Annotated in this window: 19 protein-coding genes; 5 read left to right on the top strand and 14 right to left on the bottom strand. The window is 71.4% G+C overall.

All coding sequences use genetic code 11. From position 1 onward, the window contains the following. The first annotated feature begins 73 nt into the window (after positions 1 to 73). On the top strand, positions 74 to 1117 hold the full coding sequence (locus tag ACIPWY_RS04890; protein WP_401532232.1) for a DMT family transporter: 1044 nt from the start codon (positions 74 to 76) through the stop codon (positions 1115 to 1117). On the opposite strand, the gene ACIPWY_RS04885 is transcribed toward ACIPWY_RS04890, so the two are convergent. Further along, on the bottom strand, positions 1107 to 2333 hold the full coding sequence (locus ACIPWY_RS04885) for a transglycosylase family protein (RefSeq protein ID WP_401532230.1): 1227 nt from the start codon (positions 2331 to 2333) through the stop codon (positions 1107 to 1109). The two genes, ACIPWY_RS04890 and ACIPWY_RS04885, sit on opposite strands and share 11 nt — an antisense overlap. 131 nt (positions 2334 to 2464) lie before the next feature. Further along, positions 2465 to 3436: an acetylxylan esterase gene (locus ACIPWY_RS04880; protein WP_362905038.1), complete on the bottom strand. Its 972-nt coding sequence runs from the start codon at positions 3434 to 3436 to the stop codon at positions 2465 to 2467. A 156-nt stretch (positions 3437 to 3592) separates the two neighbouring features. Here ACIPWY_RS04880 and gndA point away from each other — a divergent pair, with 156 nt between their 5' ends. After that, on the top strand, positions 3593 to 5032 hold the full coding sequence (gndA, locus tag ACIPWY_RS04875; RefSeq protein ID WP_393703032.1) for an NADP-dependent phosphogluconate dehydrogenase: 1440 nt from the start codon (positions 3593 to 3595) through the stop codon (positions 5030 to 5032). A 350-nt stretch (positions 5033 to 5382) separates the two neighbouring features. On the opposite strand, the gene ACIPWY_RS04870 is transcribed toward gndA, so the two are convergent. The 9 genes from ACIPWY_RS04870 to ACIPWY_RS04830 all read right to left on the bottom strand — a co-directional run bounded on the left by ACIPWY_RS04870 (position 5383) and on the right by ACIPWY_RS04830 (position 11588). Further along, entirely contained in the window at positions 5383 to 5841 is a 459-nt protein-coding gene (locus ACIPWY_RS04870) for a nitroreductase family deazaflavin-dependent oxidoreductase (protein WP_401532227.1), read from the bottom strand. A gap of 48 nt (positions 5842 to 5889) precedes the next feature. Continuing rightward, positions 5890 to 6537, bottom strand: a complete 648-nt coding sequence (locus ACIPWY_RS04865; RefSeq protein WP_393703284.1) for an aspartate/glutamate racemase family protein — start codon at positions 6535 to 6537, stop codon at positions 5890 to 5892. 7 nt (positions 6538 to 6544) lie between these two features. Beyond that, positions 6545 to 6901: a GNAT family N-acetyltransferase gene (locus ACIPWY_RS04860; RefSeq protein ID WP_401532225.1), complete on the bottom strand. Its 357-nt coding sequence runs from the start codon at positions 6899 to 6901 to the stop codon at positions 6545 to 6547. 29 nt (positions 6902 to 6930) lie between these two features. After that, complete coding sequence (gene panD, locus ACIPWY_RS04855; RefSeq protein ID WP_362905048.1) at positions 6931 to 7359, bottom strand: aspartate 1-decarboxylase; 429 nt, start codon at positions 7357 to 7359, stop codon at positions 6931 to 6933. A 152-nt stretch (positions 7360 to 7511) separates the two neighbouring features. Then, the gene (locus ACIPWY_RS04850) at positions 7512 to 7952 is read right to left on the bottom strand and encodes a hypothetical protein (protein WP_393703036.1); all 441 of its coding nucleotides are present in this window, start codon (positions 7950 to 7952) and stop codon (positions 7512 to 7514) included. 19 nt (positions 7953 to 7971) lie between these two features. Then, complete coding sequence (locus ACIPWY_RS04845; protein WP_401532222.1) at positions 7972 to 8466, bottom strand: protease inhibitor I42 family protein; 495 nt, start codon at positions 8464 to 8466, stop codon at positions 7972 to 7974. 28 nt (positions 8467 to 8494) lie between these two features. Beyond that, positions 8495 to 10078: a peptidoglycan-binding protein gene (locus ACIPWY_RS04840; protein WP_401532220.1), complete on the bottom strand. Its 1584-nt coding sequence runs from the start codon at positions 10076 to 10078 to the stop codon at positions 8495 to 8497. Positions 10079 to 10089: 11 nt separating this feature from the next. Further along, positions 10090 to 10461: a hypothetical protein gene (locus ACIPWY_RS04835; protein ID WP_383887504.1), complete on the bottom strand. Its 372-nt coding sequence runs from the start codon at positions 10459 to 10461 to the stop codon at positions 10090 to 10092. Positions 10462 to 10826: 365 nt separating this feature from the next. Further along, positions 10827 to 11588 carry a DeoR/GlpR family DNA-binding transcription regulator gene (locus ACIPWY_RS04830; protein WP_393703040.1) on the bottom strand — a complete coding sequence of 254 codons (762 nt, stop codon included), beginning with the start codon at positions 11586 to 11588 and terminating at the stop codon, positions 10827 to 10829. A 224-nt stretch (positions 11589 to 11812) separates the two neighbouring features. Here ACIPWY_RS04830 and ACIPWY_RS04825 point away from each other — a divergent pair, with 224 nt between their 5' ends. Together ACIPWY_RS04825 and ACIPWY_RS04820 are read left to right on the top strand one after the other, a co-directional pair. Continuing rightward, positions 11813 to 12592 (top strand): LamG domain-containing protein, encoded by a 780-nt coding sequence (locus ACIPWY_RS04825; RefSeq protein WP_362905058.1) that lies wholly within the window; start codon positions 11813 to 11815, stop codon positions 12590 to 12592. A gap of 363 nt (positions 12593 to 12955) precedes the next feature. After that, entirely contained in the window at positions 12956 to 13576 is a 621-nt protein-coding gene (locus ACIPWY_RS04820) for a sigma-70 family RNA polymerase sigma factor (RefSeq protein ID WP_362905059.1), read from the top strand. A 40-nt stretch (positions 13577 to 13616) separates the two neighbouring features. Here ACIPWY_RS04820 and ACIPWY_RS04815 read toward each other — a convergent pair whose 3' ends face one another. Beyond that, positions 13617 to 14564, bottom strand: a complete 948-nt coding sequence (locus tag ACIPWY_RS04815) for a hypothetical protein (protein WP_401532217.1) — start codon at positions 14562 to 14564, stop codon at positions 13617 to 13619. A 305-nt stretch (positions 14565 to 14869) separates the two neighbouring features. Here ACIPWY_RS04815 and ACIPWY_RS04810 point away from each other — a divergent pair, with 305 nt between their 5' ends. Then, positions 14870 to 19267 carry an FtsK/SpoIIIE domain-containing protein gene (locus ACIPWY_RS04810; protein WP_362905063.1) on the top strand — a complete coding sequence of 1466 codons (4398 nt, stop codon included), beginning with the start codon at positions 14870 to 14872 and terminating at the stop codon, positions 19265 to 19267. 72 nt (positions 19268 to 19339) lie between these two features. On the opposite strand, the gene ACIPWY_RS04805 is transcribed toward ACIPWY_RS04810, so the two are convergent. Then, on the bottom strand, positions 19340 to 20704 hold the full coding sequence (locus ACIPWY_RS04805) for a DUF4398 domain-containing protein (RefSeq protein ID WP_362905065.1): 1365 nt from the start codon (positions 20702 to 20704) through the stop codon (positions 19340 to 19342). Positions 20705 to 20747: 43 nt separating this feature from the next. Then, positions 20748 to 21389 carry a hypothetical protein gene (locus tag ACIPWY_RS04800; RefSeq protein WP_362905067.1) on the bottom strand — a complete coding sequence of 214 codons (642 nt, stop codon included), beginning with the start codon at positions 21387 to 21389 and terminating at the stop codon, positions 20748 to 20750. Between the last annotated feature and the right edge of the window lies 1 nt (position 21390).

The raw sequence follows: 21390 nt of genomic DNA, 5'->3' as shown, positions 1-21390 counted from the left end.
GAGATCGTAGAGGTATGGAAACCGACCGTTCGCCGCGCCACGGGATGCGCTGCCGCACAGTGAGGAGCGGCCGATGAGCGCACTCACACTGGCCGTGCTGCTCTCCCTCGTCTCCGCGGTCGCGTACGCGGGCGGCGCGATCCTCCAGGAGCGCGTCGCGGTGTCCTCCCCCCAGCATACGTACGCGCCGCTGCGCCGCCCGGTGTGGTGGTGCGCGGTCGCGCTCAACGGTCTGGGAGCGCTCCTGCACGTGGCGGCCCTGGCGTACGGGCCGCTGAGCCTGGTGCAGCCCCTGGGCGCGCTGACGATCGTGTTCGCGCTGCCGATGGCGGCGCTCTTCGTGCACCGCAAGGCCGGGGCCACCGCCTGGCGTGGCGCGATCATGGCGACGGTGGGTCTCGCCGGTCTGCTCTCCCTCACGGGGTCGGCGTCCGAGCAGTCCCTCGAAGGCACGGAGCGGCTGATGGTCGCCCTCGTGACGGTCGGTACGGTCCTCACCCTCATGACCCTCGCCCACGCCGTGCACCGCCACCCCGTGGTGCGCAGTGTTCTGCTCGCGGGTGCGGCGGGTGTCGCGTTCGGCATCGCGTCCGTATTCACCAAGTCCGTGGCGGTGGAGTGGACCGAGGACGGGGCGCTCGCCGAGTTCTGGAGCTTCCTGGTGATAGCGGCGCTCGCCACGTCCGGCATGCTCCTGTCCCAGGCCTCGTACCGCGGCGCGGGCCTTGCGGCGCCGCTCGCCACGGTGACGGTGGTGAACCCGGTGGTCGCGGCGGCGGTCGGGCTCACGCTCTTCGGTGAAACGTTCCGATACGGCACGACGGGCACCGCACTCGCGCTCGCGTGCGGTGTCGTCGCCGCGGGCGGCCTGATCCTGCTGACGACGGAGCGGATCAGCGGGTCGCGCAAGGCGGCCGCCGAGTCGGTCGTCGCGGCGCTCCCCGCCCAGCCCGTGCCCAGGTCACCGCGCGCGATCACCGACGGCGAGCCGCTGACGCGGCGCGTCGAGGCGCCCGTGCGGGACGCCGACTCGCGTGGCCCCGCGAAGGACGAGAGCGACCGCTACGACAGGTGGTACGGCTCCCGCGGCGAGCGCGACGAGCGCATCAGATCCTGACGCCGTGCGCCCGCAGGTACGCCAGCGGGTCCACGTCGGAGCCGAAGCCGGGCCCCGTCCGCACCTCGAAGTGCAGGTGCGGGCCCGTGCTGTTGCCCGTGGAGCCGGAGCGCGCGATGCGCTGACCGGCCACGACCCGCTGCCCCGCCTTCACGCTGAGCGCCGAGAGATGGCCGTACTGGCTGTACTTGCCGTCGGCGTGCCGGATCACGACCTCGTACCCGTACGAGCCGCCCCAGCCCGCGGAGACGACGTGGCCCGCGGCGATGGCCTTCACGGTCGTGCCGGTGGACACGGCGAAGTCGACGCCCGTGTGGTAGCCCTTCGACCAGGAGGATCCCGCCGCGCGGTACGGAGTGCTGAGGCTCGCCGAGACGGGGGCGATGACGTCCTGGGAGGCGGCCGGCTTCTCGGTCCGCGGCCGGGTGGCGGTGGCCGTGCCGGTCTTCTTCGCGGGGGCGGTGTCCCGCTTCTGGTCGCTCTTCCTGTCTCCGTCGGTCTTCTCGTGCTTCGCGGCGGGTTTCTCGGCATGCCGTTCGCGCTTCTGCGGGGCGGCCGGGTCGCGCGGCTTCGCCGACGGGTGCAGGGCGAGCCGCTGCCCCGGCAGGATGAGGTCGGGGTCGGAGCCTATGGTGCGGCGGTTCGCCTCGTACAACTTCCGCCAGCCGCCCGGCACTTCACGGGCGTCGGCGATGCCGGAGAGGGTGTCGCCGCCGACCACCGTGTACATCTGGGCCGTGCCCGCCGTCGACTGGGGCGTGACCTCGGGCTTGACGTCCTTGACCGTCCGCTGGGGCTTCTGACCGACGGTTTCGGTGTGCGGTCCCGCGGTGTCGCCGCCACGGGTGAGGCCGGCGCGGGCCGAGCAGGCCGGCCAGGCGCCCGGGCCCTGCCCGTCGAGGACCTTCTCGGCGACGGCGATCTGCTGACTCCTGGTCGCGCGGTCGGCGCGCGCGGCGTAGGCGGTCCCGCCGTAGGCCTCCCACGTGGACTGTGTGAACTGGAGGCCGCCGAAGTAGCCGTTGCCGGAGTTGATGCTCCAGTTGCCGCTCGACTCGCAGGCCGCGACCTTGGTCCAGGTGTCCGCGTCGGCCGCGTGTGCCACACCCGCGCCGATGAGAGGGATCGCCATGCCCGCGCTGCCCGCGGTGACGGTGAGCGACGCCCGGTTGATCCGGTTCGGCTGATACCGGCGATGCCGACCGCGTACGGCCATGGAAGCCCCCTCAGACATACGTCAGAAGCGGCAAGTTAGCCGCTCCGGCACACTCATGACAAGACCCGCACAGGGGTGACACGAAGAGCCAAGAGTGGTCAAGGGGGCTTTTCCCAGGCGTAGTTCGTGTATCAGCCGCGCAACCTGCCTGGCAGCCAGCCGAGTTGGGCGGCCTGCTGGAAGGGCCCGCCGCCCTCGTGGTCGTTGAAGGTGTACACCTTGATCGTCTTGTCCTGCCCGGCATAGGAGTTGAACGCGGCGAAGACCGTGGAGGGCGGACAGGTCTCGTCCTCCAGCGCCACCGAGAAGAGGGCGGGCGCGGTGCCGCGCGCCGCGAAGTGCACGCCGTCGAAGTACGACAGCGTACGGAAGACCTGCTCGTCGGCGCCGATGTGCGCCTTCAGATACAGGGCTATCTCGCGGTACGGGTGGCGTTCGGTGAGGGTGGCCGCGCGGGGGAACTGGCACAGGAACGGCACGTCGGGCGCGATGGCGACGAGGTCGGGCACCAGGCCGCCGACCGCGATCGTGATGCCGCCGCCTTGGCTGCCCCCGAGCGCCGCGACACGCGACGCGTCGACCAGGGGGTGCGAACGGGCCGCCTCGACCGCCCGCACGGCATCGGTGAAGACGCGCCGGTAGAAATACTCGTGCGGGTCCTCGATGCCACGCGTCATGAAGCCGGAGTGCGCGGGTCCGCTGCCGACCGGGTCGGGGGTGTCCCCGACCCTGCCGCCGGAGCCCTGTCCGCGGGTGTCCATGACGAAGTGCGCGAAACCGGCCGCGGCCCACATCAGGTTCGTGTGGGGCAGCCCGCGCCCGCCCCCGTAGCCGATGTACTCGACGACGGCGGGCAGCGGCTCGCTCGTCCCCGCGGGCAGGACGAGCCAGCCCTTGACCGGATGCCCTCCGAACCCGGCGTACGTAACATCGAATACGTCGACCGCTGCCAGTGGCACGTCGACCGGCACGAAGCGTGCTCCGAGGTCGTGCTCCCGCGCCTCGGCCAGGGTCTTTTCCCAGAACGCGTCGAAGTCCTCGGGCCGCGCCAACGTCGGCCGGTAGGACCGCAGTTCGTCGAGCGGCAGGTCGAAATGAGGCACGGGCGACTCCTTGTCCGTAGAGACTTCCGCAGAGATGTCCGTAGAGGTCCGTAGTGAGTCCGCAGGGCGCGAAGAGAGCGTCGCAGCGTCACGGTACGCCTCACCGCGCTACAAATGAACAAGAACGATCACCTCCCTACTTCAGGAGTGACAGGCATGAGCAAGTCAGCCCAGATCGGTGTCACGGGGCTCGCTGTCATGGGGCGCAACCTCGCCCGGAACTTCGCCAGGAACGGCTACACGGTCGCCCTGCACAACCGCACCGCGTCCCGCACGCACGACCTCGTCGCGGAGTTCGGATCGGAGGGTGAGTTCGTCCCCACCGAGACCGCGGAGGAGTTCGTGGCCGCGCTGGAGAGGCCGCGCCGCCTGGTGATCATGGTGAAGGCCGGTGACCCCACGGACGCCGTGATCCAGGAGTTCGCGCCGCTCCTGGAGCCCGGCGACATGATCGTCGACGGCGGCAACGCGCACTTCGCGGACACCCGGCGCCGCGAGCGCGAACTGCGCGAGCGCGGCATCCACTTCGTCGGCACGGGCGTCTCCGGCGGCGAGGAGGGCGCCCTGAACGGGCCGAGCATCATGCCGGGCGGCAGCGAGGAGTCGTACGCGGCGCTCGGCCCGATGCTGGAGAAGATCTCGGCGAAGGCCAAGGACGGCGCCCCGTGCGTGACCCACGTCGGCCCGGACGGCGCCGGTCACTTCGTGAAGATGGTCCACAACGGCATCGAGTACGCCGACATGCAGCTCATCGGCGAGGCCTACCAGCTCCTGCGCGACGTGGCGGGCTACTCCCCCGCCCAGATCGCCGACATCTTCCGGAAGTGGAACACCGGCCGGCTCGACTCGTATCTGATCGAGATCACGGCCGAGGTCCTGTCGCACCTGGACGCGGCGACGGGCAAGCCCTTCGTGGACGTCGTCGTCGACGAGGCGGAGCAGAAGGGCACGGGGCGCTGGACCGTGCAGATCGCGCTCGACCTGGGCGTTCCGGTGTCCGGCATCGCCGAGGCCGTGTTCGCGCGCTCGCTGTCCGGCCACGCGGACCTGCGCGCCGCCTCGAAGGACCTGGCGGGCCCGACGCCCACCGCGCTGAGCGAGCCGGAGGCCGCGGCCTTCGCCGACCGGGTCGAGCAGGCCCTGTACGCGTCGAAGATCGTGTCGTACACACAGGGCTTCCACGAGATCACGGCCGGCAGCGAGGCGTACGGCTGGGACATCGACCTGGGCGCCATCGCCTCGATCTGGCGCGGCGGCTGCATCATCCGGGCCGCGTTCCTGGACCGGATCACCGCGGCGTACGACGCCCGGCCCGACCTGCCGAGCCTCCTCGCGGACAAGCAGTTCGCGCAGGAGATCGGCGCGGCGCAGGACGACTGGCGTGCCGTCCTGGTCGCCGCGACGGTCGAGGGCGTCCCGGCGCCCGGCTTCGCCGCCGCGCTCGCGTACTACGACGCGCTGCGCGCCGACCGCCTGCCGGCCGCGCTCACGCAGGGCCAGCGGGACTTCTTCGGCGCCCACACGTACCGCCGCACGGACCGCGAGGGCACGTTCCACACGCTGTGGGGCGGCGACCGGTCCGAGGTGTCGGCGTAGGCACGCGGGTCGTGCCGCTACACGGGTGAAGGCTCCGGCTCGGGGGGCGTCGGCCGCGGGTCGGGGTCCGGCGGACCAGGGGTCGGCGGCGGAGGCGGGGGCTGCGGCGTGGGACCCGGTTCCGGACCGGGCGCCGGAGGCGTCGGGATCGGGGCCGGGAACGGCCCCGGATCGGGGACGTCGGGCCCCGGGGTGGGCGGTGTGACGGGGTCGGGGAAGGGATGCGTCATCGATTCCTCCAGGGGGGTAGAAGGCCGGCCGCGCTCCGACGGGGCGCGGCCGGTCCCTGCCACTGTCTCCCGGCACGCGTGCCCACGCCCGCCGGGTCCACACACCGCCCCGTCCGGCTCTCAGCCCTTGGTACGGGTGAGGCGTACGACGGGAATGTCCCGCTCGGTCTTCTTCTGGTAGTCCTCGTACGGAGGGAAGATCTCCACGAGGTGGGGCCACACCCTGGCCTTTTCCTCCGGGGAGAGCGTCTCGGCGCGGGCGGTGAACCGCTCCGTTCCGACGCGCAGCCGCACATCCGGGTTGGCCTCGAGGTTCAGGTACCACTCGGGGTGCTGGTCGGCGCCGCCCTTCGAGGCGACGATCAGGTGGTCGTCGCCGTCGCGGTCGTAGATCAGGACCGTGCGGCGCCACTGCCCGGAGCGGCGCCCCTGGTAGTCGAGCAGCAGGCAGGGCGCGCTCATCGGGCCCGGAAGCGTGGTGCCTTCCATGCCGCCGGACTCCTCGTAGAGGCGGGCCTGCTCGGCGACCCATCCCGTGGGGCTGATCACGACGTCGGGGCCGGTCTCGTCCTGGGCCATCTGGCTCTCCTCGTTCAGCTCAAGCCGGTCGCATTCGCTGCAACGCGTTCAACTCGGCTCAGCGTAGGCCGTGTTGTCCGCCGCCGCGCGCAGGCCGGGGCGGGGGCTGGAGAGGACGGGGACCGTCGTGGCGGTCCGGTCGGCGGCCGGAGCCATGGAGGCCTGGGCGAGCACGACGACGTCGACGCCCGTGAGCCCGTCCACGGCGGCGGCGACGAGGTCCCGGTAGCCGTCCCGGTCACCGGCCTCGAAACGCTCCCAGGCACCGGCGACCAGCACCGTGGTCACGTCCACGGCGCGGCCCGCCCGGGCGGCCTCCTCCTCGACCAGGGCGACGGTCGGGGCGAGGGTGCTCTCCAGGGCGGCGACCACGGCGACGGCCCGCCCGGCTTCGACCGCGGCGGCGGCCATCGGCCGGTCCACCCGCAGGACGGGGACGCCGACGGCGGCCGACTGGGCCTCGGCGACCCCGCCGATGGTCGAGCAGGTGCAGAGCACGGCGCCCGCGCCGTCGGCCACAGCGGACGCGAGCAGCGCGCGCACGTCGTCCGCGACGGCGTCGGGCCCGGCGGTCCTGGCCCGTTCGAGCAGGCTCTCGTCCACGAGGTGACGCAGGGCGAGACCGGGGTGGTCGATGTCGCGCAGGGCGTCGAAGACGGGGACGTGGACCGGGGAGGTGTGCAGGAGAGCGAGCATCACGCGGTCACCACTTCGCCGGGTCATCGGCGAGAGCGCGCCCCGCGGCGTCCATCAGCTCGGGAGGGGCGACGGGAGCCTCTCCGGGGTGGCGGGCTGCCCACTGTGCGACGAACGGGCACAGGGGCGCGACGGCGATGCCCTCGCGGGCGGCGATGGCGTAGAGCTCGCGCGCCATGGATCCTGCGATGCCCCGGCCCTCGTGCTCGGGCTCCACGACGGTGTGCACGGGCACGAGGGCCCTCTCGGGCGCGTCGACGACGAAGTACTGGATGTACCCGAGGGCGGCGCTTTCGGGCTCTCCCACCGTGCGGGCCACGAGGAGGCCCTTGTCTCGTTCGTCGCGGATCTCGATGTCGCTCATGGGCTCTCCTCGCGTCTGCGGCCGGCCGGTCAGCCGGCGGTGGCTGCCACCGACTGGGGGCTGCGCTCCGTGTCCCCGCCGGGAACGGGCTCGGACGGGTCGGCGCCCAGGGCCACGATCCGGTTCTCCCGGTCCACGTGCACGACCTTGGGCCGCAGCGCACGCGCCTCGGCGTCGTCGACCTGAGCGTAACTGATGATGATCACCAGGTCCCCGGGGTGCACGAGGTGGGCCGCGGCCCCGTTGATGCCGATGACACCGCTCCCCCGCTCCCCCTCGATGACGTACGTCTCGAGGCGGGCGCCGTTGTCGATGTCGACGATGTGGACGAGTTCGCCGGGCAGCAGATCGGCGGCGTCGAGGAGGTCACGGTCGATGGTGACGGACCCGACGTAGTGCAGGTCGGCCTGGGTGACGGTGGCGCGATGGATCTTGGACTTGAACATGGTGCGCAGCATTCAGCACTCACTCCTAGTACGGCTCCCTGCCTGCTTTGTGCAGGTCAAGGGCGTTGTGCACTGTACACCGGCAGGCATCGGACTCGAAGGCCGTGAGGAACATCGGTTCACGCCGGCTCCGGCGAGAAGGCCCTTGCCGGGGAGTGCTCGGATCACGTACTCCGGCCTCGCGCCCGGGTCAGCTGCTTCAGTTCGATGATGGTCGCGACGGCGTGCAGCCAGGAGGCCGCGGTGTCGTCGGCGGTGATCCCGCCCACGAGTTCGGTGCCGGCCTGCAGCCACTCCCGTACGAGGACGGCCGCCTCCCGGCGGGGCAGGGGCTCGGGCAGCTCCGCGGCGTTGGCGAGTCCGCCGGCGCGCACGGTGTCGGCGAGGAAGGCGACCGAGCGCGGCTCGGTGCCGAGGCGGTCGAGGATGACTGCTGCTGCTGCGGCGCCGTCGCCGAACAGGGCGGTGCGCCGGGTGCCGGGCGCGGCGGTGAGGCCGTAACGCAGCAGGACGGTGATGTCGAGCTGGGCCAGCTCGTCGTCCGTGCGGTCGGGCGGGTACGGGGCGTCGTCGTTCATGGCGGGGCCTCGGGTGTCTCGTCTCATGTGACTGGTCCGCTGCGGCTCAGTGGACGGTGACGGTGTAGGTGATGCGCTCGGGGGCCTTGGAGGGGGTGGCCGTCCCCATGGTCGGGGTGGCGGACGGTCCGGTCGTCTCGGGGGGCAGGCTGGAGGTGTTGCCCTGGCAGGTGGTGAACGTGCAGTGCAGCAGCGTGAACCGGGTGGTCCCCTTGCCCTTGGCCTCGAAGGTGAAGGTGAGCCGGTGGCCGGCGCCGGCCACCGGCTCGTCACCGGAGTCCGACGCGTCTTCCCGGCCGCGGCTGACCAGCACCGAGCTGTCGGGCTCGGGGTCGACCAGGTACCAGTACTCGCGGGTGGAGGCGTTCTGGTCGACGGTGAGCGTGAAGCGCTCGCCCGGCTCGGCGGTGATGCTGGTGTCCTTCACCGGGTGGCTCGTCGGGCGGCCTGTGGCGCCCGAGGGGTGGCTCGCGCTGCTCGTGGAGCCGCCGGCCGGTTCGTCGGTGCCCGAGCCGCAGCCCGTGGCGAGAGCGAGGAGCACGGCCGCCGCGATCGCGGCACCGCCCCTGCTACCGCGGAAGATAGACGCTGTACGCGTTGGGGAGATCACTGGTGGAAGCCTTGCCCATGTGGCCGTTGATGAAGTCGTCCTCGCTGACCCAGGTGGTCTGGCCCCAGGGGTTGTACACCTGAAGCATGTCACCCTCCTGGGCGATGATGGTCATGGCGTGGGCGCCCTCCTTGCCCGAGACGTCGACCGGGACCGGCCGTCCCTGCGCCACCGAGTTCTCGACCTGGGTGAGGACCGCCCTGCGGTCGTCATTGCTGTTCAGGTCCTGGCGCTGGTAGTCCGTGCCGGTGGCGCTGCCCACGGCGGTGTCGTTGATCCGTTCCTGCCCCTCGGGCCCCATGCCGCCCCAGTTCTTGCCGCCGTCGCCTTCGGTGTGCAGCCGGTGCTGTTCTGCCACCAGGCGCTGCTTGAAGGCCTCGGGGTCGTCCTGCTGCCCGTCGGGGCCGCCGGTGAGGTCGAGCGCGTACATCGGGTCGACCATGGCGCGGGAGGTGACGGTGGACGAGGCCACGCAGGTGCCCTCGGAGCCGTCGCCGCCCTGGATCCACCGCTGGCCGTCGAACGTGACGTAGTCCTTGTTGTTGTTCGAGCCGTCCGACGCGAGGCCCTCGTCGTCCATGCTGTCCGTGGCGGTGACCACCGGCGTGAGGTGGCGGCGCATCCAGTCGGGGTCCTTGCCGTGGATCTTGTTCTGGAACGTCTCGATCTCGGCGACGCTGTGGCCGGCGGCCAGGGCCTTCATCAGGTAGGCCCGCTCCTGCGGGTTGTCCGACTTCGCCAGCATCCGCTCCATGGCGGTCTCGTCGTCGAGGTTCAGGAGGTCCATACGCGTCGACGCGCGGGCCAGGTCGCCCGCCGTGAGGGTCTCGTTCAGCTCGGTGTCGGCGCCCGCGACGCCGGTGTCGGCGAGCATCAGCTTGTCGACGGCGGTGAGTTCGCTGGTCTGCATCTTTCCGGCCCGTGCCTCGGCGGCCCACTTGTTCAGGTCCCGGGCCGCGACGCGGGTGGCCTCCTGCGCGTCGGAGACGGCGGCGTGCATCAGGTCGACCGCGTAGGAGCCGAAGTGGGCGGCGTTCTTGCGGTCCCACTCCTCCTCGTCGTTCTCGTGCAGGTCGTCGAAGAAACCGTCCTTGCCGCCGAGCGTCTTCTTCTGCTCCAGCAGCTGACCGCGGCCCTGCTCGTCCTTGCGCTGCGCGGCGCCGATCGCGTCGGCGAGCGTCAGCAGCACCGTCGCGCAACCCTGGAACGCCTCGCTCATCTGTGTCGCGGACCGCCCGGCGGCGTTCACCACGTCGGAGGCGAGGACGCTCGTGTCGCCGACCCACACCTCCGGAAGGCCCTTGCGGCCCACCCGGTCGACCTGTTCGAAGACGCTGCCGACCGGGTCGAGCTGGCCGCGATAGAGACTTGCCAGGCCCTCCAACACGCCCTGGTCGCCGCCTGGTTCGGGCACCGAGAGGGCGTCGTCGATCAGGTCGAGGACCTCGTTCTTGCTTCCGGCACCGAGCATCTTCTTGGACAGCCCGGCGAGCCACTCGAGGCGGAAGGAAGGGGAGTTGAGGGGGTTGGAGAAGAACGACACCGGCCCGCCCCTCAGTAGCTGGACAGGGCCGAGGTGCGCCCGCCCTGCGTCGATGTGTCGGTGAGGCTGCTCGCGCCGCCGACGGGGACGCTGTCCGCGTGCGTCTTCACCAGGCCGTCGGTGCCGTGGTAGGTCTTCTTGGCCAACTGCACCTTGCCACCCAGCTCGTGCAACGCCGACGCCAGGGTCTTGGCCTCCGCCTCCCAGGCCTTGACGAACGCGTTCAGTGCCGACGCGGCGTCATCGCCGCCGACATCGCCGTACGAGTAACTCGTGCGGGACTTGACGGCCGAGCTGACGCCGTCCATGTCCGTTCCGGCGTCGTCGAGTTGCTGAGCCTGGCCGGTCATCCCCGCCTTGACCTGGTAGCCGTCCAAGCCCACCGTGGTGCCTCCCCCGTATGCATCTGATCGCGACCGCGGGCAGGCTAACACGCACCGCATATATGAAGAATCACACGTCGTCCACCACACACACCTCCTCCACATGACCCGCCCTACGGGGTGACCGTCCGGCCGGACGCACTCCCGCAGGCAACGGCCGGCGCGGCACGGCGGTCGCCGTGGCCGAAGTCTCGACCGGTACGGGCGGGCGGCCTGGCACACGGCCCGTGCCATGTCGCCGGCCGTGCGGGGTGTGTGCCGGGAGCAGCCGGTGCCGTGCAGGTCGCCCGCCCACACGGGTGCGAGTTGCCTCCACGGTGGCGCACATCAACGGACGGAACCAGCTCGCCCCGATCGGTACATGGTCACACCCGAATGATCTGGGGGCCCAGCAGGGAGTAGCGGCGGGCCTCGGCCGCGGGCAGACCGGTATCGGTGACGATCGTCTCGAAGTCGCCGACCTCGGCGAAGCGGCAGAAGCTGCTGGCGCCGAACTTCCCGTGATGCCCCAGGAAGACGCGCCGCCGCGACACCTCCAGAGCCTTGGCCTTCACATCCGCAACGACCGGGTCGGGGGTGGTCAGCCCGAACTCCCGGGAGATTCCGTTCGATCCGAGGTAGGCGAGATCGATGACCAGTCCGGAGAGCATGGCGCAGGCCCAGGAGCCGACGTTCGCGAGCGTCCGGGAACGGACGCGCCCGCCCAGCAGCAGCACCGTGAGGTGCGGGGATTCCACGGCCGCCGCGGCGGTCGGCAGCGACGCGGTCACCAGCGTCAGGGGCCGGTCGGCGGGTAGCAGCGAGGCGAGGATCTGCGGCGTGTAACCCTCGTCCACGAACACGGTCTCGGCGTCACCGAGCAGCCGTGCGCCCTGTGCCGCGATCCGTCGCTTGTTCTCCACGTGGAGCGTCACCCGCTGTGCGAGGTCCGTCTCGAACCCGGCGCTCTCCACCGGATACGCGCCCCCGTGGGTACGGCGCACCAGGCCACGCCGTTCCAGTTCGCCGAGGTCCCGGCGGATGGTCTCGGGTGCGACCCCGAAGTCGGCGGCAAGGTCGGCGACCTCGACCCGGCCCCGCCGCCGCGCCAGGGTCAGCAGCCGGTGGTGCCGCTCCTCTGACCGCATTTCAACTCCCGTATGTCCCTTGGGTGTTCGGGCATGCGGGCCCGAACAGGCCCGGATGAGTGTTTATACCTCCGCCCCGCGAGTCGACACCCACCCGTTCCGTATCGGGCGCTGCCCGCATCCGCCCGTTTGCCGGCCGCACCGGCCGGTGAACCAGTTCCGGACGCGATCCGTCAGCCAACGAGCAGACACCGCCCCCTCGCAGCTCAGGAGAGGTTCCTCCCATGAATCAGCGGCAGACCATCCGGTGGTCCCTGATCGGCTTGATCGCCGTACTCGCCGTAGCTCTCACCTTCGTCGCCTTGAACATCCAGGGCGGCGATTCGGCCGAGGCCAAGCCCAAGTCCCCCTCAGACAAGGTGAGTTCGGATGCCTCTCTGCAGGGCGTCGGCTGGTGGCCCGCGCGTGAGAAGAAGGGCCAGTCGGTCGCCGACCCGGTCGGCGGGCACGGCGCGACGCTCATCGGCGGCGCCGGCTGGGCACAGGGCCCGCACGGCTCGGCCCTGCTCTTCGACGGGCGGACCGGGTCCGCGGACACCGGAGCCCAGGTCCTCGACACCGTGAACGACGACTACACGGTGTCGGCCCTGGTGCGGCTCGACGCCGACGGGTTCCGCACGGCCGTCTCGCTCGACGGCAAGGACTCGAGCGTCTTCTATCTCCAGTACGTCCCGGAGGGCAAGCGCTTCGCGTTCAGCTTCGCCAACAAGCGCGCCCTGGCCAAGGGCGTACCGGCCCCGGAGTTCGGCCGCTGGTACCACCTCACCGGCACCTACAGCCACGCCGACAGCCAGCTGCGGATCTACGTGGACGGCAAGGCGGCCGGGAAGATCACGGCGCAGAACCCCGAGCAGCCCACGGGCCATCTCGTGATCGGGCGTGGCAAGTTCAAGGGCAAGGGGGCCGACTTCTGGCCGGGCGCCATCGGTAACGTCCGGGTCTTCGCCCGCGCGCTCGGCCCGGCCGAGGCGGGCCGGCTCGCGCAGCAGGACGGCGCGCAGTAGGTCACGCAGCACGGCAGACGGCCTGATCCGAACGACAGACCTCAGGTCTGATTGCCCGGAAGCGGGCCCGCTTCGGACCGCGACCGAAGGGTCGACGGACCGAAAGCGGGCCCGGCTTCGGGCAGAGCGGGCATCCGGACACGCGACCCGGGCGAAGAGGCCGCACGTCGCCACCCTGACCGTCACGGCCCCGACCGGTCACAGTCGGTCAGCATCCGTGACGGAACGGGCCCGTCCTTGTTGCCCGCATCGCCGTAAAACTGCTGTAGTCGCTCCAAGTGACGGATGGGACCTGTCTGTTACCGGCGACGCCCGACTTCAGAAGTGCAAAGGTGCACTCGGAGTGCCCGGAGGCAAACAACCATGCTGGTTTCTCCCCCAACGACCGCCCGTGACGCGGCGCCCACCGAGGCCGTGTCCGTCGGGGCCGTGCCCGCCAAGACCGCATCCGTCAAGGCCGCGCCCGCGGACACAGTGTCCGCCGAGGTGTTCCTGCGCGCGGTGTACGAACGCCACGGAGCCGTACTGCTCCGGTTCGCGGCCCGGCTGCTCGGCGGCGACTGGCATCGCGCCGAGGACGTGCTGCAGGAGGCGGCGATACGCGCCTGGCAGCACGCCGCGGAGCTCGACCCGACCGCCGAGGCGATACGCCCATGGCTCTTCCATGTCGTACGCAACCTGGTGATCGACGGGTACCGGGGACGACAGGCGCGGCCGCCCGAGGAGGAGGGCCCGGACATGGCTCAACTGCCTGTCGCCGACGGGGTGGACGATGCGCTCACGGTCCAGATCGTGATCGACGCGCTGCGCGATCTCGCGCCGTTCCAGCGCGAAGTCCTGCTGCACGTCTACTACATGGGGCGCAGCGTGAACCAGACGGCACGCGTGCTGGGCGTACCGCCCGGGACGGTCAAGTCGCGCACGCACTATGCGATGCGTGCCCTGCGCGACGGGCTCAACAGCCGTGGTCTGACGGCCGCTTAGAAATTGGAGTTGTCATGCACACATCACATATGCCCACGAGTCATGCCAGCTTGCCGGCGTGCGTGCTGATCCACAGGCCGAGCGGCCCGGTGTCGAGCGAGCCGTCGGCGCTCACGTGGAAGCGCCACGCGAAGTCCGGGGCCTCCCCCAGAACGAGAAGCGCGTCGGCGGTGTGCAGATTCGTCATGGCGGCGCGCTCCTCCACGAACTGGGCCGCGTGCAGCACGAAGAGCCGGGGCGCCCGCCCCTGTACCCCGACCGGGCCGCCGCCCTCGATCAGCCGGAAGACCTGGGTCACCGCGGTCGAGCCGGTCCGCTCGCGGCCCGAGGCCTGGTCCACGCCGCCGGTCAGGCCCTCGTCGAGGGTGGCGACGGTGTGCAGACGCGCAGACATCAGGCCGAGCCCGACCGTCATCTCGGCCGTCGCGGCCGACCCCACGAGAGTCACCTCCGCGCGCCGCCCCACGGGGCCGGTGATCAGCTCGGTCACCAGGGCCCGCACCAACTGCCGTACGGCTTCGCCGTCCCCGGTCACCGAGATCGGCGCGGAGGCCCGCGACAGGTCGACGAGCACCCGCTCGCCCTTGTGGATCCCGACCGTCACCGCGAGCGGGTAAGGCTGCGTCGCCGAGACATCGGCCCCGGCGTCGCTCAACTCCGTTGTCTGCGCGCGCCATTCCTCTCCCTCCTCGTCGGAGGTCCACGGGGCGGGCGCGTGCGCGTCGGGGTCGGTGAGCCGCAGGGAGAGTTCGGCACCGGTGTAGCCGAGGGCGTAGACATCGGGCAGCGAGCGGCCGGAGCGGCGGCAGTCGGCCGCGAGCCGGCGCAGGCCGAGGTCGATGGCGTCCAGTGCCTCCCGTCCGGTGACCTCGGCCCGTGGCGCGTCCGACACCGGCCTCTTCGCCTTCAACTCGGTGCGGACCAGCACCGAGATGGCAGCGATCAGGGCCAGGACGAGCACGACGGCCAGGACGACAAGCAGGTTCATGGCAACCACCTTCATCACGTCAAGTGCGGTGCGGGGAGGGTCGACCGGTGGCTACGCGGCCTACACCGGGATGGTTCACCGGGCCCCCTGGCCGGGTGACGTGACCCGTGGTGCGGCCGCTCCTGCCCTCCCTCGTGAACGACCTCGTGAACCACCTCGCGGCCACGGCCGTAGGGCCCGTTGCCGACGCCCCGGCGACGGCTCTCACCCCCGTGTTCTCAGCGTTTCCCCTTCCCTCTCCCTCCCCTACCGCTCCCCTCTCCCTTCCCTCTCCATCGGTTCCGGCCTCTCAGGAGGAGTCCCCCGTGTCCCTGATCTTCACCGTCGTCGACGACACCGGCGACGCCTTCGATGTCCATCTGGACGCCGACCCCGACACCCCGGTCGGCGCCATCGCGCAGGCGCTCGCCGAGGCCGGCGGCCGGCCGCTGCCGCCCACCGGCTCCGGGATCCATATAGACGGCGGCGAACTGCCGCCCGAACTCCCCCTGCGGGACTCGCCGTTGCGGGACGCCGCGATCGTCGGACTCGGCCACCCGGGCGGCGACGACCCCGACGAACCGAGCGGCCTGGTCGAGGCGCGGGTCGTGGGCGGCCCCGGCGCCGGTGCCGTGCACCGGCTCGACATGGGTGACTACCGGATCGGCCTCGCGTCCGACGGCACCCCGCAGATCCAGCGCAGCGTCCCCGACCTGATGTTCGCGGGGCTGCGCGTCGGTCCCGGCGGGCGCTGCCGCCTCTCACCGCAGAAGTCGGACGGAAAGCTGGAGCTGGACCGCGAGCCGCTCGAAAAGGAGAAGTCCTGGCCGGTCGGCGCCCAGCTGCGGGTGGGTGACAGCCTGCTCGAACTCGTCGTGCCGGAGCGGCCCGACGCTGCGGTGCAGCGCTCCGAGGACGGCACGGGCTGGGACTACAACCGGCCACCGCGGCTGCGCCCGCCGGTGCCGAAGACCCAGTTCACCCTGCCGTCCCCGCCGACCCAGCCGGCCAAGCGCCCGTTGCCGTACATCACGGCGATCCTGCCGGTCGTGATGGCCGTCGCCGCCGTGCTGATCTTCGGCCGCCTGTACGCGCTGCTGTTCGGTTTGCTCTCGCCGGTCGCCATCGTCGCCAACCACTACGTGAGCAAGCGCAGCGGCAAGCAGACGTACGCCGAGACGCTCGCCGAGTACAACGAGAAGAAGGAGCGCATCGAGACCGAGGCGCAGGAGGCGCTGGTCACCGAACGCACCTCGCGCCGCCGGGGTTTCCCCGATCCGGCGAGCGTCCTGCTCACCGCGGTCGGACCGCGCCGCAGGCTGTGGGAGCGGCGCACCTCCGACGCGGACTTCCTCGAACTGCGGGTGGGTACCGCCGACCAGCCGTCCGCCGTCGTCCTCACCGACCCCACTCAGGACGAGCACCGGCGCAAGGTGTCCTGGACGGCGCTCGACGTGCCGGTCACGGTGGCGCTGCGCGAGCACAAGGTGCTCGGCATCTCCGGTGACGGCCCGGCCGCACGGGCTCTCGCCCGCTGGGTCACGGCCCAGGCCGCCGTCCTGCACAGCCCCAAGGACCTGCGGATCTACATCCTGACGAGCGGCCAGGACGGCGAGCAGGTGTGGTCCTGGATCCGCTGGCTGCCGCACGTGCGCCACCAGTCGAGCGAGGTGCCGGCCACCGTCGGCACCGACACGGAGACCTCGGCCCGCCGGGTCGCCGAACTCACCGCGCTCATCGCGGCGCGCACCGCCGCGGCCCGGGACTCGCGCGGCGCCGGCACCCGCGAGCCCGACGTCCTCGTCGTCCTGGACGGCGCCCGCCGGCTGCGGTCGCTGCCCGGTGTGGTGCAGATCCTGCGTGACGGCCCCGCGGTCGGGGTGCACACGGTGTGCCTGGACACCGAGGAGCGTCTGCTGCCCGAGGAGTGCCAGGCCGTGGTGGTCGAGGAGCGGGACGGGACCCTCAGGGTCGGCACATCAGGCTCAGCCACCGTGCCCGGGGTCCGGGCCGACGTGGTGTCCGCGCACTGGTGCCGCTCCATCGCCCGCGCGCTCGGCCCGCTGCGCGACAGCGGCGGCGCCGAGGACGAGGGCGCGGTGCTGCCCGGCGCCGCCCGCCTCCTGGACGTACTGGCACTGGACTCCCCCACTCCCGAGCAGATCAGCGCACGCTGGAAGACCGGCGGCCGCACCACGTCGGCGGTGGTCGGCATCTCCCTCGACGGCGCGTTCGCCCTGGACCTCAAGCGCGACGGGCCGCACGGTCTGGTCGCCGGGACCACCGGCTCCGGCAAGTCCGAACTGCTGCAGACGATCGTCGCGTCGCTGGCGGTGGCCAACCGCCCCGACGCCATGACATTCGTCCTGGTCGACTACAAGGGCGGCTCCGCGTTCAAGGACTGCACGCTGCTGCCGCACACCGTGGGCATGGTCACCGACCTCGACGCCCATCTCGTGGAGCGGGCGCTGACCTCGCTCTCGGCGGAGCTGCGGCGGCGCGAGCACATCCTCGCCGAGGCAGGCGCCAAGGACATCGAGGACTACGTCGATCTGCTGGTGCGCGAGCCGAGCCGGACGCCGATGCCCCGACTGCTCATCGTCATCGACGAGTTCGCCTCGATGGTGCGCGATCTGCCCGACTTCGTGAAGGGCCTGGTCAACATCGCCCAGCGGGGCCGCTCCCTCGGTATCCACCTGATCCTGGCGACCCAGCGTCCCAGCGGCGTCGTCTCCCCCGAGATCCGCGCCAACACCAACCTGCGGATCGCGCTGCGGGTGACCGACAGCGCGGAGAGCCAGGACGTGCTGACCTCCCCGGAGGCCGCCTCGATCGCGAAGAGCACGCCCGGCCGGGCCTATGTCCGCCTGGGCCAGAACTCGCTCGTGCCGTTCCAGGCCGGGCGGGTCGGCGGGCGGCGCCCCGGCACCGCGCAGGACACGGCGCCCGCCCCATGGGTGGTGCCGATCGGCTGGAGCCAGCTCGGCCAGCCGCTGCCCGGACGGCCGCGCGCCACCCGGCAGCAGTCCGACGACGCGATCACCGACCTCGCCGACCTCGTCGAGGCGATCCGGCTCGCCAACCGGGACATGAACATCGCGCCGCAGCACAGCCCGTGGCTGCCCGCGCTGCCCTCCACCCTCGTCCCGGACGACCTCCCGCCGGTCACCGACAGCGGTTCCTACGCGCTGCAGCCGGTCGCGTACGGCCTCGTGGACCGGCCCGAGGATCAGACACAGAGCCCGCTGGTCCTCGACCCCGCCACGCTCGGGCATCTGCACATCATCGGCTCCCCGCGGGCCGGCCGTTCACAGACGCTGCGCACCCTCGCGGGGTCGGCGGCCCGTGCGTACTCCTCGGCCGATCTGCACGTGTACGGCATCGACTGCGGCAACGGCGCGCTGCTCGCCCTGGAGTCGCTGCCGCACTGCGGGGCCGTCGTGCAGCGCACCCAGCCCGAGCGGGTCGCTCGGCTGCTGTCCCGGCTCGTCCGTGAGGTGACGCACCGTCAAGGACTGCTCGCGGCAAGGGGCGCGGCCGATCTGCCGGAGCTGCGCCGGGCCCTGCCGCCCGAGGAGCGGCCGGCCCACATCCTGCTGCTGCTCGACCGCTGGGAGGTGTTCGAGAAGACCCTCGGCGAGTTCGACGGCGGCAGCCTGCAGGACGCGGTGACGGGACTGCTGCGGGACGGCGCGAGCGTCGGCATCCATGTGGTGCTCGCGGGCGACCGGTCGCTGTTCACCAGCCGGATCAGCTCGACCACCGACGACAAGCTGGTGCTGCGCCTCAACGAGAAGTCGGAGTACGCGAACATCGGCGTCAACCAGCGCTCGGTGCCCGACGACATCCCCTCCGGCCGCGCACTGCGTGGCGCGGACAAGGCCGAGGTGCAGATTGCGCTGCTCGGCCCGGACGGCAGCGGTCAGGCACAGGCCGCCGAACTGCAGCGGATCGGTGCCGGATGCCAGGAGCGGGACGCCCAAGTGCCCTCCTCTGCACGGCCGTTCAGGGTGGACGTGCTGCCGGAGCGGCTCGACTACGAGCAGGCGGCCGGATATCTGCCCGCGCAGCGGCCGGGCCCGATGTGGGCGATGGCGGCAGTCGGCGGCGACCAACTCGGGGCGCTGGGACCGGACTTGACGCTGACGCCCACCTTCCTGGTGGCCGGTCCGTCCCGGTCGGGCCGCAGTACGGCACTGCTGACCATGGCGCTGTCGCTGCTCGACGCCGGCACGACGATCGTCGTCGGGGCACCGCGCCGTTCCCCGTTGCGGGGCCTGGCAGGACGGCCCGGGGTGCTCGCCGTGTTCGACGGCGCCGACATCGAGCCGGACGCCCTGGAGGAGGCGCTGGCACAGGCCCCGGGCGGCGTCGTGGTGATCCTCGACGACGCGGACCTGCTGCTGCAGACCCAGGCCGAGGAGGTACTCAACCGCATCGCGCGGACCGGCGCCGAGATCGGTCAAGGCCTCATCGCCTCAGGCCAGTTGGACCGGATCGCATCCGCGTACTCCGGCTGGAGCGCGGACATGCGGCGCAACCGGCAGGGGCTGCTGCTCAGTCCGCAGAACGTCGGTGACGGCGATCTGATCGGCGCGAAGATCCCCCGGGGCCGGCTCGGCACGGCCAAGGCGGGCCGGGCGATGATGCACCTCGGTGACGGGGTGCTGCGCACGGTGCAGATCCCGGAGGTGGCGCTGCCGGAGGCACCGGCCGCGTCCTGATCGAGGTACGGAGAAGGGCTCCCGCGCCTGGCGCGGGAGCCCTTTTTACATGCCTTGCGGTGGACCGGCGGATCAGGTGCCGTCGTCGTTCGTGTTGCCCACCAGCGGCTTGGTGTGCACGATGCTGCTCCACGCGCCGTCCGTCGCACCCGGCGCGTAGATGGTGCCGCCGAAGGCGGTGCTGGTGCCGATGTTGCCGGGGATCTTGTCCCAGCCCCAGACGTTGTTCTTGATGTCCTGGAAATACTGGGTGATCGCGCTCGGGTTGTTCGGGAGCGGTGCCGGCGGGACGGGACGGGGCAGCGGTGCCGGCGGCATGTTTCCGGGCCCGAAGGGCCTGGAGTAGTTCGGGACCGTACGGGGCGGCGGCATGTTGCCCGGTCCGAACGGCCTGGAGTAGTTCGGGACCGAACGGGGCGGCGGTACGGGCGGCAGGTTGCGCAGCGGAATGTCCCCACCGCCGCCGCGCGGGGGCGGTACCGGGCCGCCCTTGATGCCCTTGAAGTTGTTCAGCACGCCCTTCGTGATGCCGCCCCACCCAGCGGCGAGCCCCTTGACCACGGCGAACCCGCCGAACGCGGCGCCGGCGACACCGAGCACGATCCCCGCGATGTCCCAGTCCCCGGTGACGACGCCTCTGGCGATATTGATACCCAGCGGCACCAGGCCGAGGACCAGGCTGACGGCGCCCAGGACGAGGCCGAGTGCACCGAGTCCCGGGATGAAGAAGGCGATCACGCCGAGCACGGCGCTGATGATGCCGAAGATCGAACCGATGGTGTCCCAGAGCTTGTCCCAGAAGTTCTTCTTCTTGACGGCCTTGTCCTGGGCGTCGCCCATCGCGGTCGCGGCGACGGAGGCGTCCTGCTCACGCAGCCCCTGGGCCTCCAGGGCCAGGTTCTTCGCGGCGTCGAGTTCGCTCTGCGCCAGGTTCACGGCACTGTCGGCCTGGGAGCGGGCGTCCCTGGCCTTGTCCATCGCCTCGCGCGCCGAACGCCGGGCGTCGTCGTTGTCGGGCGGTGGCGGGGCGTTGTCCAGGGTGGTCACCTGAAGCGCCGCCGAGGTAGCGGTCGCGATCGCCGAGTCGAGGCTGATCCGCGCGGCCTGACCGTCCCTGAGGGCCTGCGCCGCCTTGTCCTGATGGCTCGACAGCTGGGGCGTGTACGCGTCGATGGCCTTGGCCGCGATGTCGTACGAGTCCCGCAGGGCGGCCACCTGGTTGGGCAGTTCCTCGAGGACCTTCTTGAGGGCCTCCATCGACTTGCCCTTGCCCAGGTCCTGGTTCTTGATGCGGTCGAAGGTGTCGAAGGCGTCATGGGCGTCGTCGGACACCGTCCGGTAGTCCTTGGCGAGTTCCTTGAGGATGTCGGGTTCGCCCGGTGTCGGGTCCTCGGAGAGGCCGAGCACCGCCCATTCGGCCACGTCGGGGCGTGCCATCGCGCCGACCTCACTTTCCGTTGCTCGGGATGGTCGGGAGTCGTCAGGGCAGGAACCGGAGCGTGCCGGCGACGGCGTCGAACAGGTCGAAGAACGCCTCCGTCAGGCTCAGGTTGGGGGTCAGGCTGGAGACGACCAGGAAGTCGCGGCTGTGCGGCACCGGCACGATGGTGTTCATCGTCGCCGTGCGGACGGTGCCGCGCCCCCAGTAGTCGATGTCCTCGATCGAGGTGGCACGTCCCGCGGGGCCGATCTCGTCGATCTGGATCATCTCCACCCGGTTGGCCCGGGTGCCCCGGCCCATCGGGTTGTCGGCGTTCTTCAGGGCCACCGGGATGAGCAGTTCACCGAGGTCGGTGGAGCTGTCCTCGGGGGGTGTCACCCGCATGACGAGCGTCGTCGCGCTCAACACCGCCCCGGCATCGGTGAATTGGATCATTCCCGCCACCTGCAGGGCGCCCTGCGCGTGTGCCTCGCGTGCGGTGGTCCGCGTGCTGCGGATCAGCGAGTCGAGGAGTTCGCGGTCGATGTTGTCGTCGCCCTGCACCTGGGCCTCGACGACCCGACGGATGTTCGCGTCCCTGGTCTGTGCGTCGAGATCGAGCTTCCACCAGGTCTGGGGGTAACTCAGGGTGAATTGCCGGGGAGCCGCCACGGTGGATGTCGCGTCGACCGTCTGAGCCATG

Source organism: Streptomyces sp. NPDC090032, assembly GCF_044748025.1.
Lineage (GTDB): Bacteria > Actinomycetota > Actinomycetes > Streptomycetales > Streptomycetaceae > Streptomyces.
The sequence above is the reverse complement of the archived record's forward strand: the minus strand, read 5'-3'. Positions and strand labels throughout refer to the sequence as shown.

What these genes read in the sequence shown, in the direction of transcription:
- ACIPWY_RS04860 (WP_401532225.1), bottom strand. Translation starts at nt 6,901, where the DNA reads ATGAGCGACATCGAGATCCGCGACGAACGAGACAAGGGCCTCCTCGTG.
- ACIPWY_RS04885 (WP_401532230.1), bottom strand. Translation starts at nt 2,333, where the DNA reads ATGGCCGTACGCGGTCGGCATCGCCGGTATCAGCCGAACCGGATCAAC.
- ACIPWY_RS04805 (WP_362905065.1), bottom strand. Translation starts at nt 20,704, where the DNA reads ATGGCACGCCCCGACGTGGCCGAATGGGCGGTGCTCGGCCTCTCCGAG.
- ACIPWY_RS04850 (WP_393703036.1), bottom strand. Translation starts at nt 7,952, where the DNA reads ATGAGACGAGACACCCGAGGCCCCGCCATGAACGACGACGCCCCGTAC.
- ACIPWY_RS04890 (WP_401532232.1), top strand. Translation starts at nt 74, where the DNA reads ATGAGCGCACTCACACTGGCCGTGCTGCTCTCCCTCGTCTCCGCGGTC.
- panD (WP_362905048.1), bottom strand. Translation starts at nt 7,359, where the DNA reads ATGCTGCGCACCATGTTCAAGTCCAAGATCCATCGCGCCACCGTCACC.
- ACIPWY_RS04820 (WP_362905059.1), top strand. Translation starts at nt 12,956, where the DNA reads ATGCTGGTTTCTCCCCCAACGACCGCCCGTGACGCGGCGCCCACCGAG.
- ACIPWY_RS04830 (WP_393703040.1), bottom strand. Translation starts at nt 11,588, where the DNA reads ATGCGGTCAGAGGAGCGGCACCACCGGCTGCTGACCCTGGCGCGGCGG.
- ACIPWY_RS04865 (WP_393703284.1), bottom strand. Translation starts at nt 6,537, where the DNA reads ATGCTCGCTCTCCTGCACACCTCCCCGGTCCACGTCCCCGTCTTCGAC.
- ACIPWY_RS04800 (WP_362905067.1), bottom strand. Translation starts at nt 21,389, where the DNA reads ATGGCTCAGACGGTCGACGCGACATCCACCGTGGCGGCTCCCCGGCAA.
- gndA (WP_393703032.1), top strand. Translation starts at nt 3,593, where the DNA reads ATGAGCAAGTCAGCCCAGATCGGTGTCACGGGGCTCGCTGTCATGGGG.
- ACIPWY_RS04870 (WP_401532227.1), bottom strand. Translation starts at nt 5,841, where the DNA reads ATGGCCCAGGACGAGACCGGCCCCGACGTCGTGATCAGCCCCACGGGA.
- ACIPWY_RS04825 (WP_362905058.1), top strand. Translation starts at nt 11,813, where the DNA reads ATGAATCAGCGGCAGACCATCCGGTGGTCCCTGATCGGCTTGATCGCC.
- ACIPWY_RS04815 (WP_401532217.1), bottom strand. Translation starts at nt 14,564, where the DNA reads ATGAACCTGCTTGTCGTCCTGGCCGTCGTGCTCGTCCTGGCCCTGATC.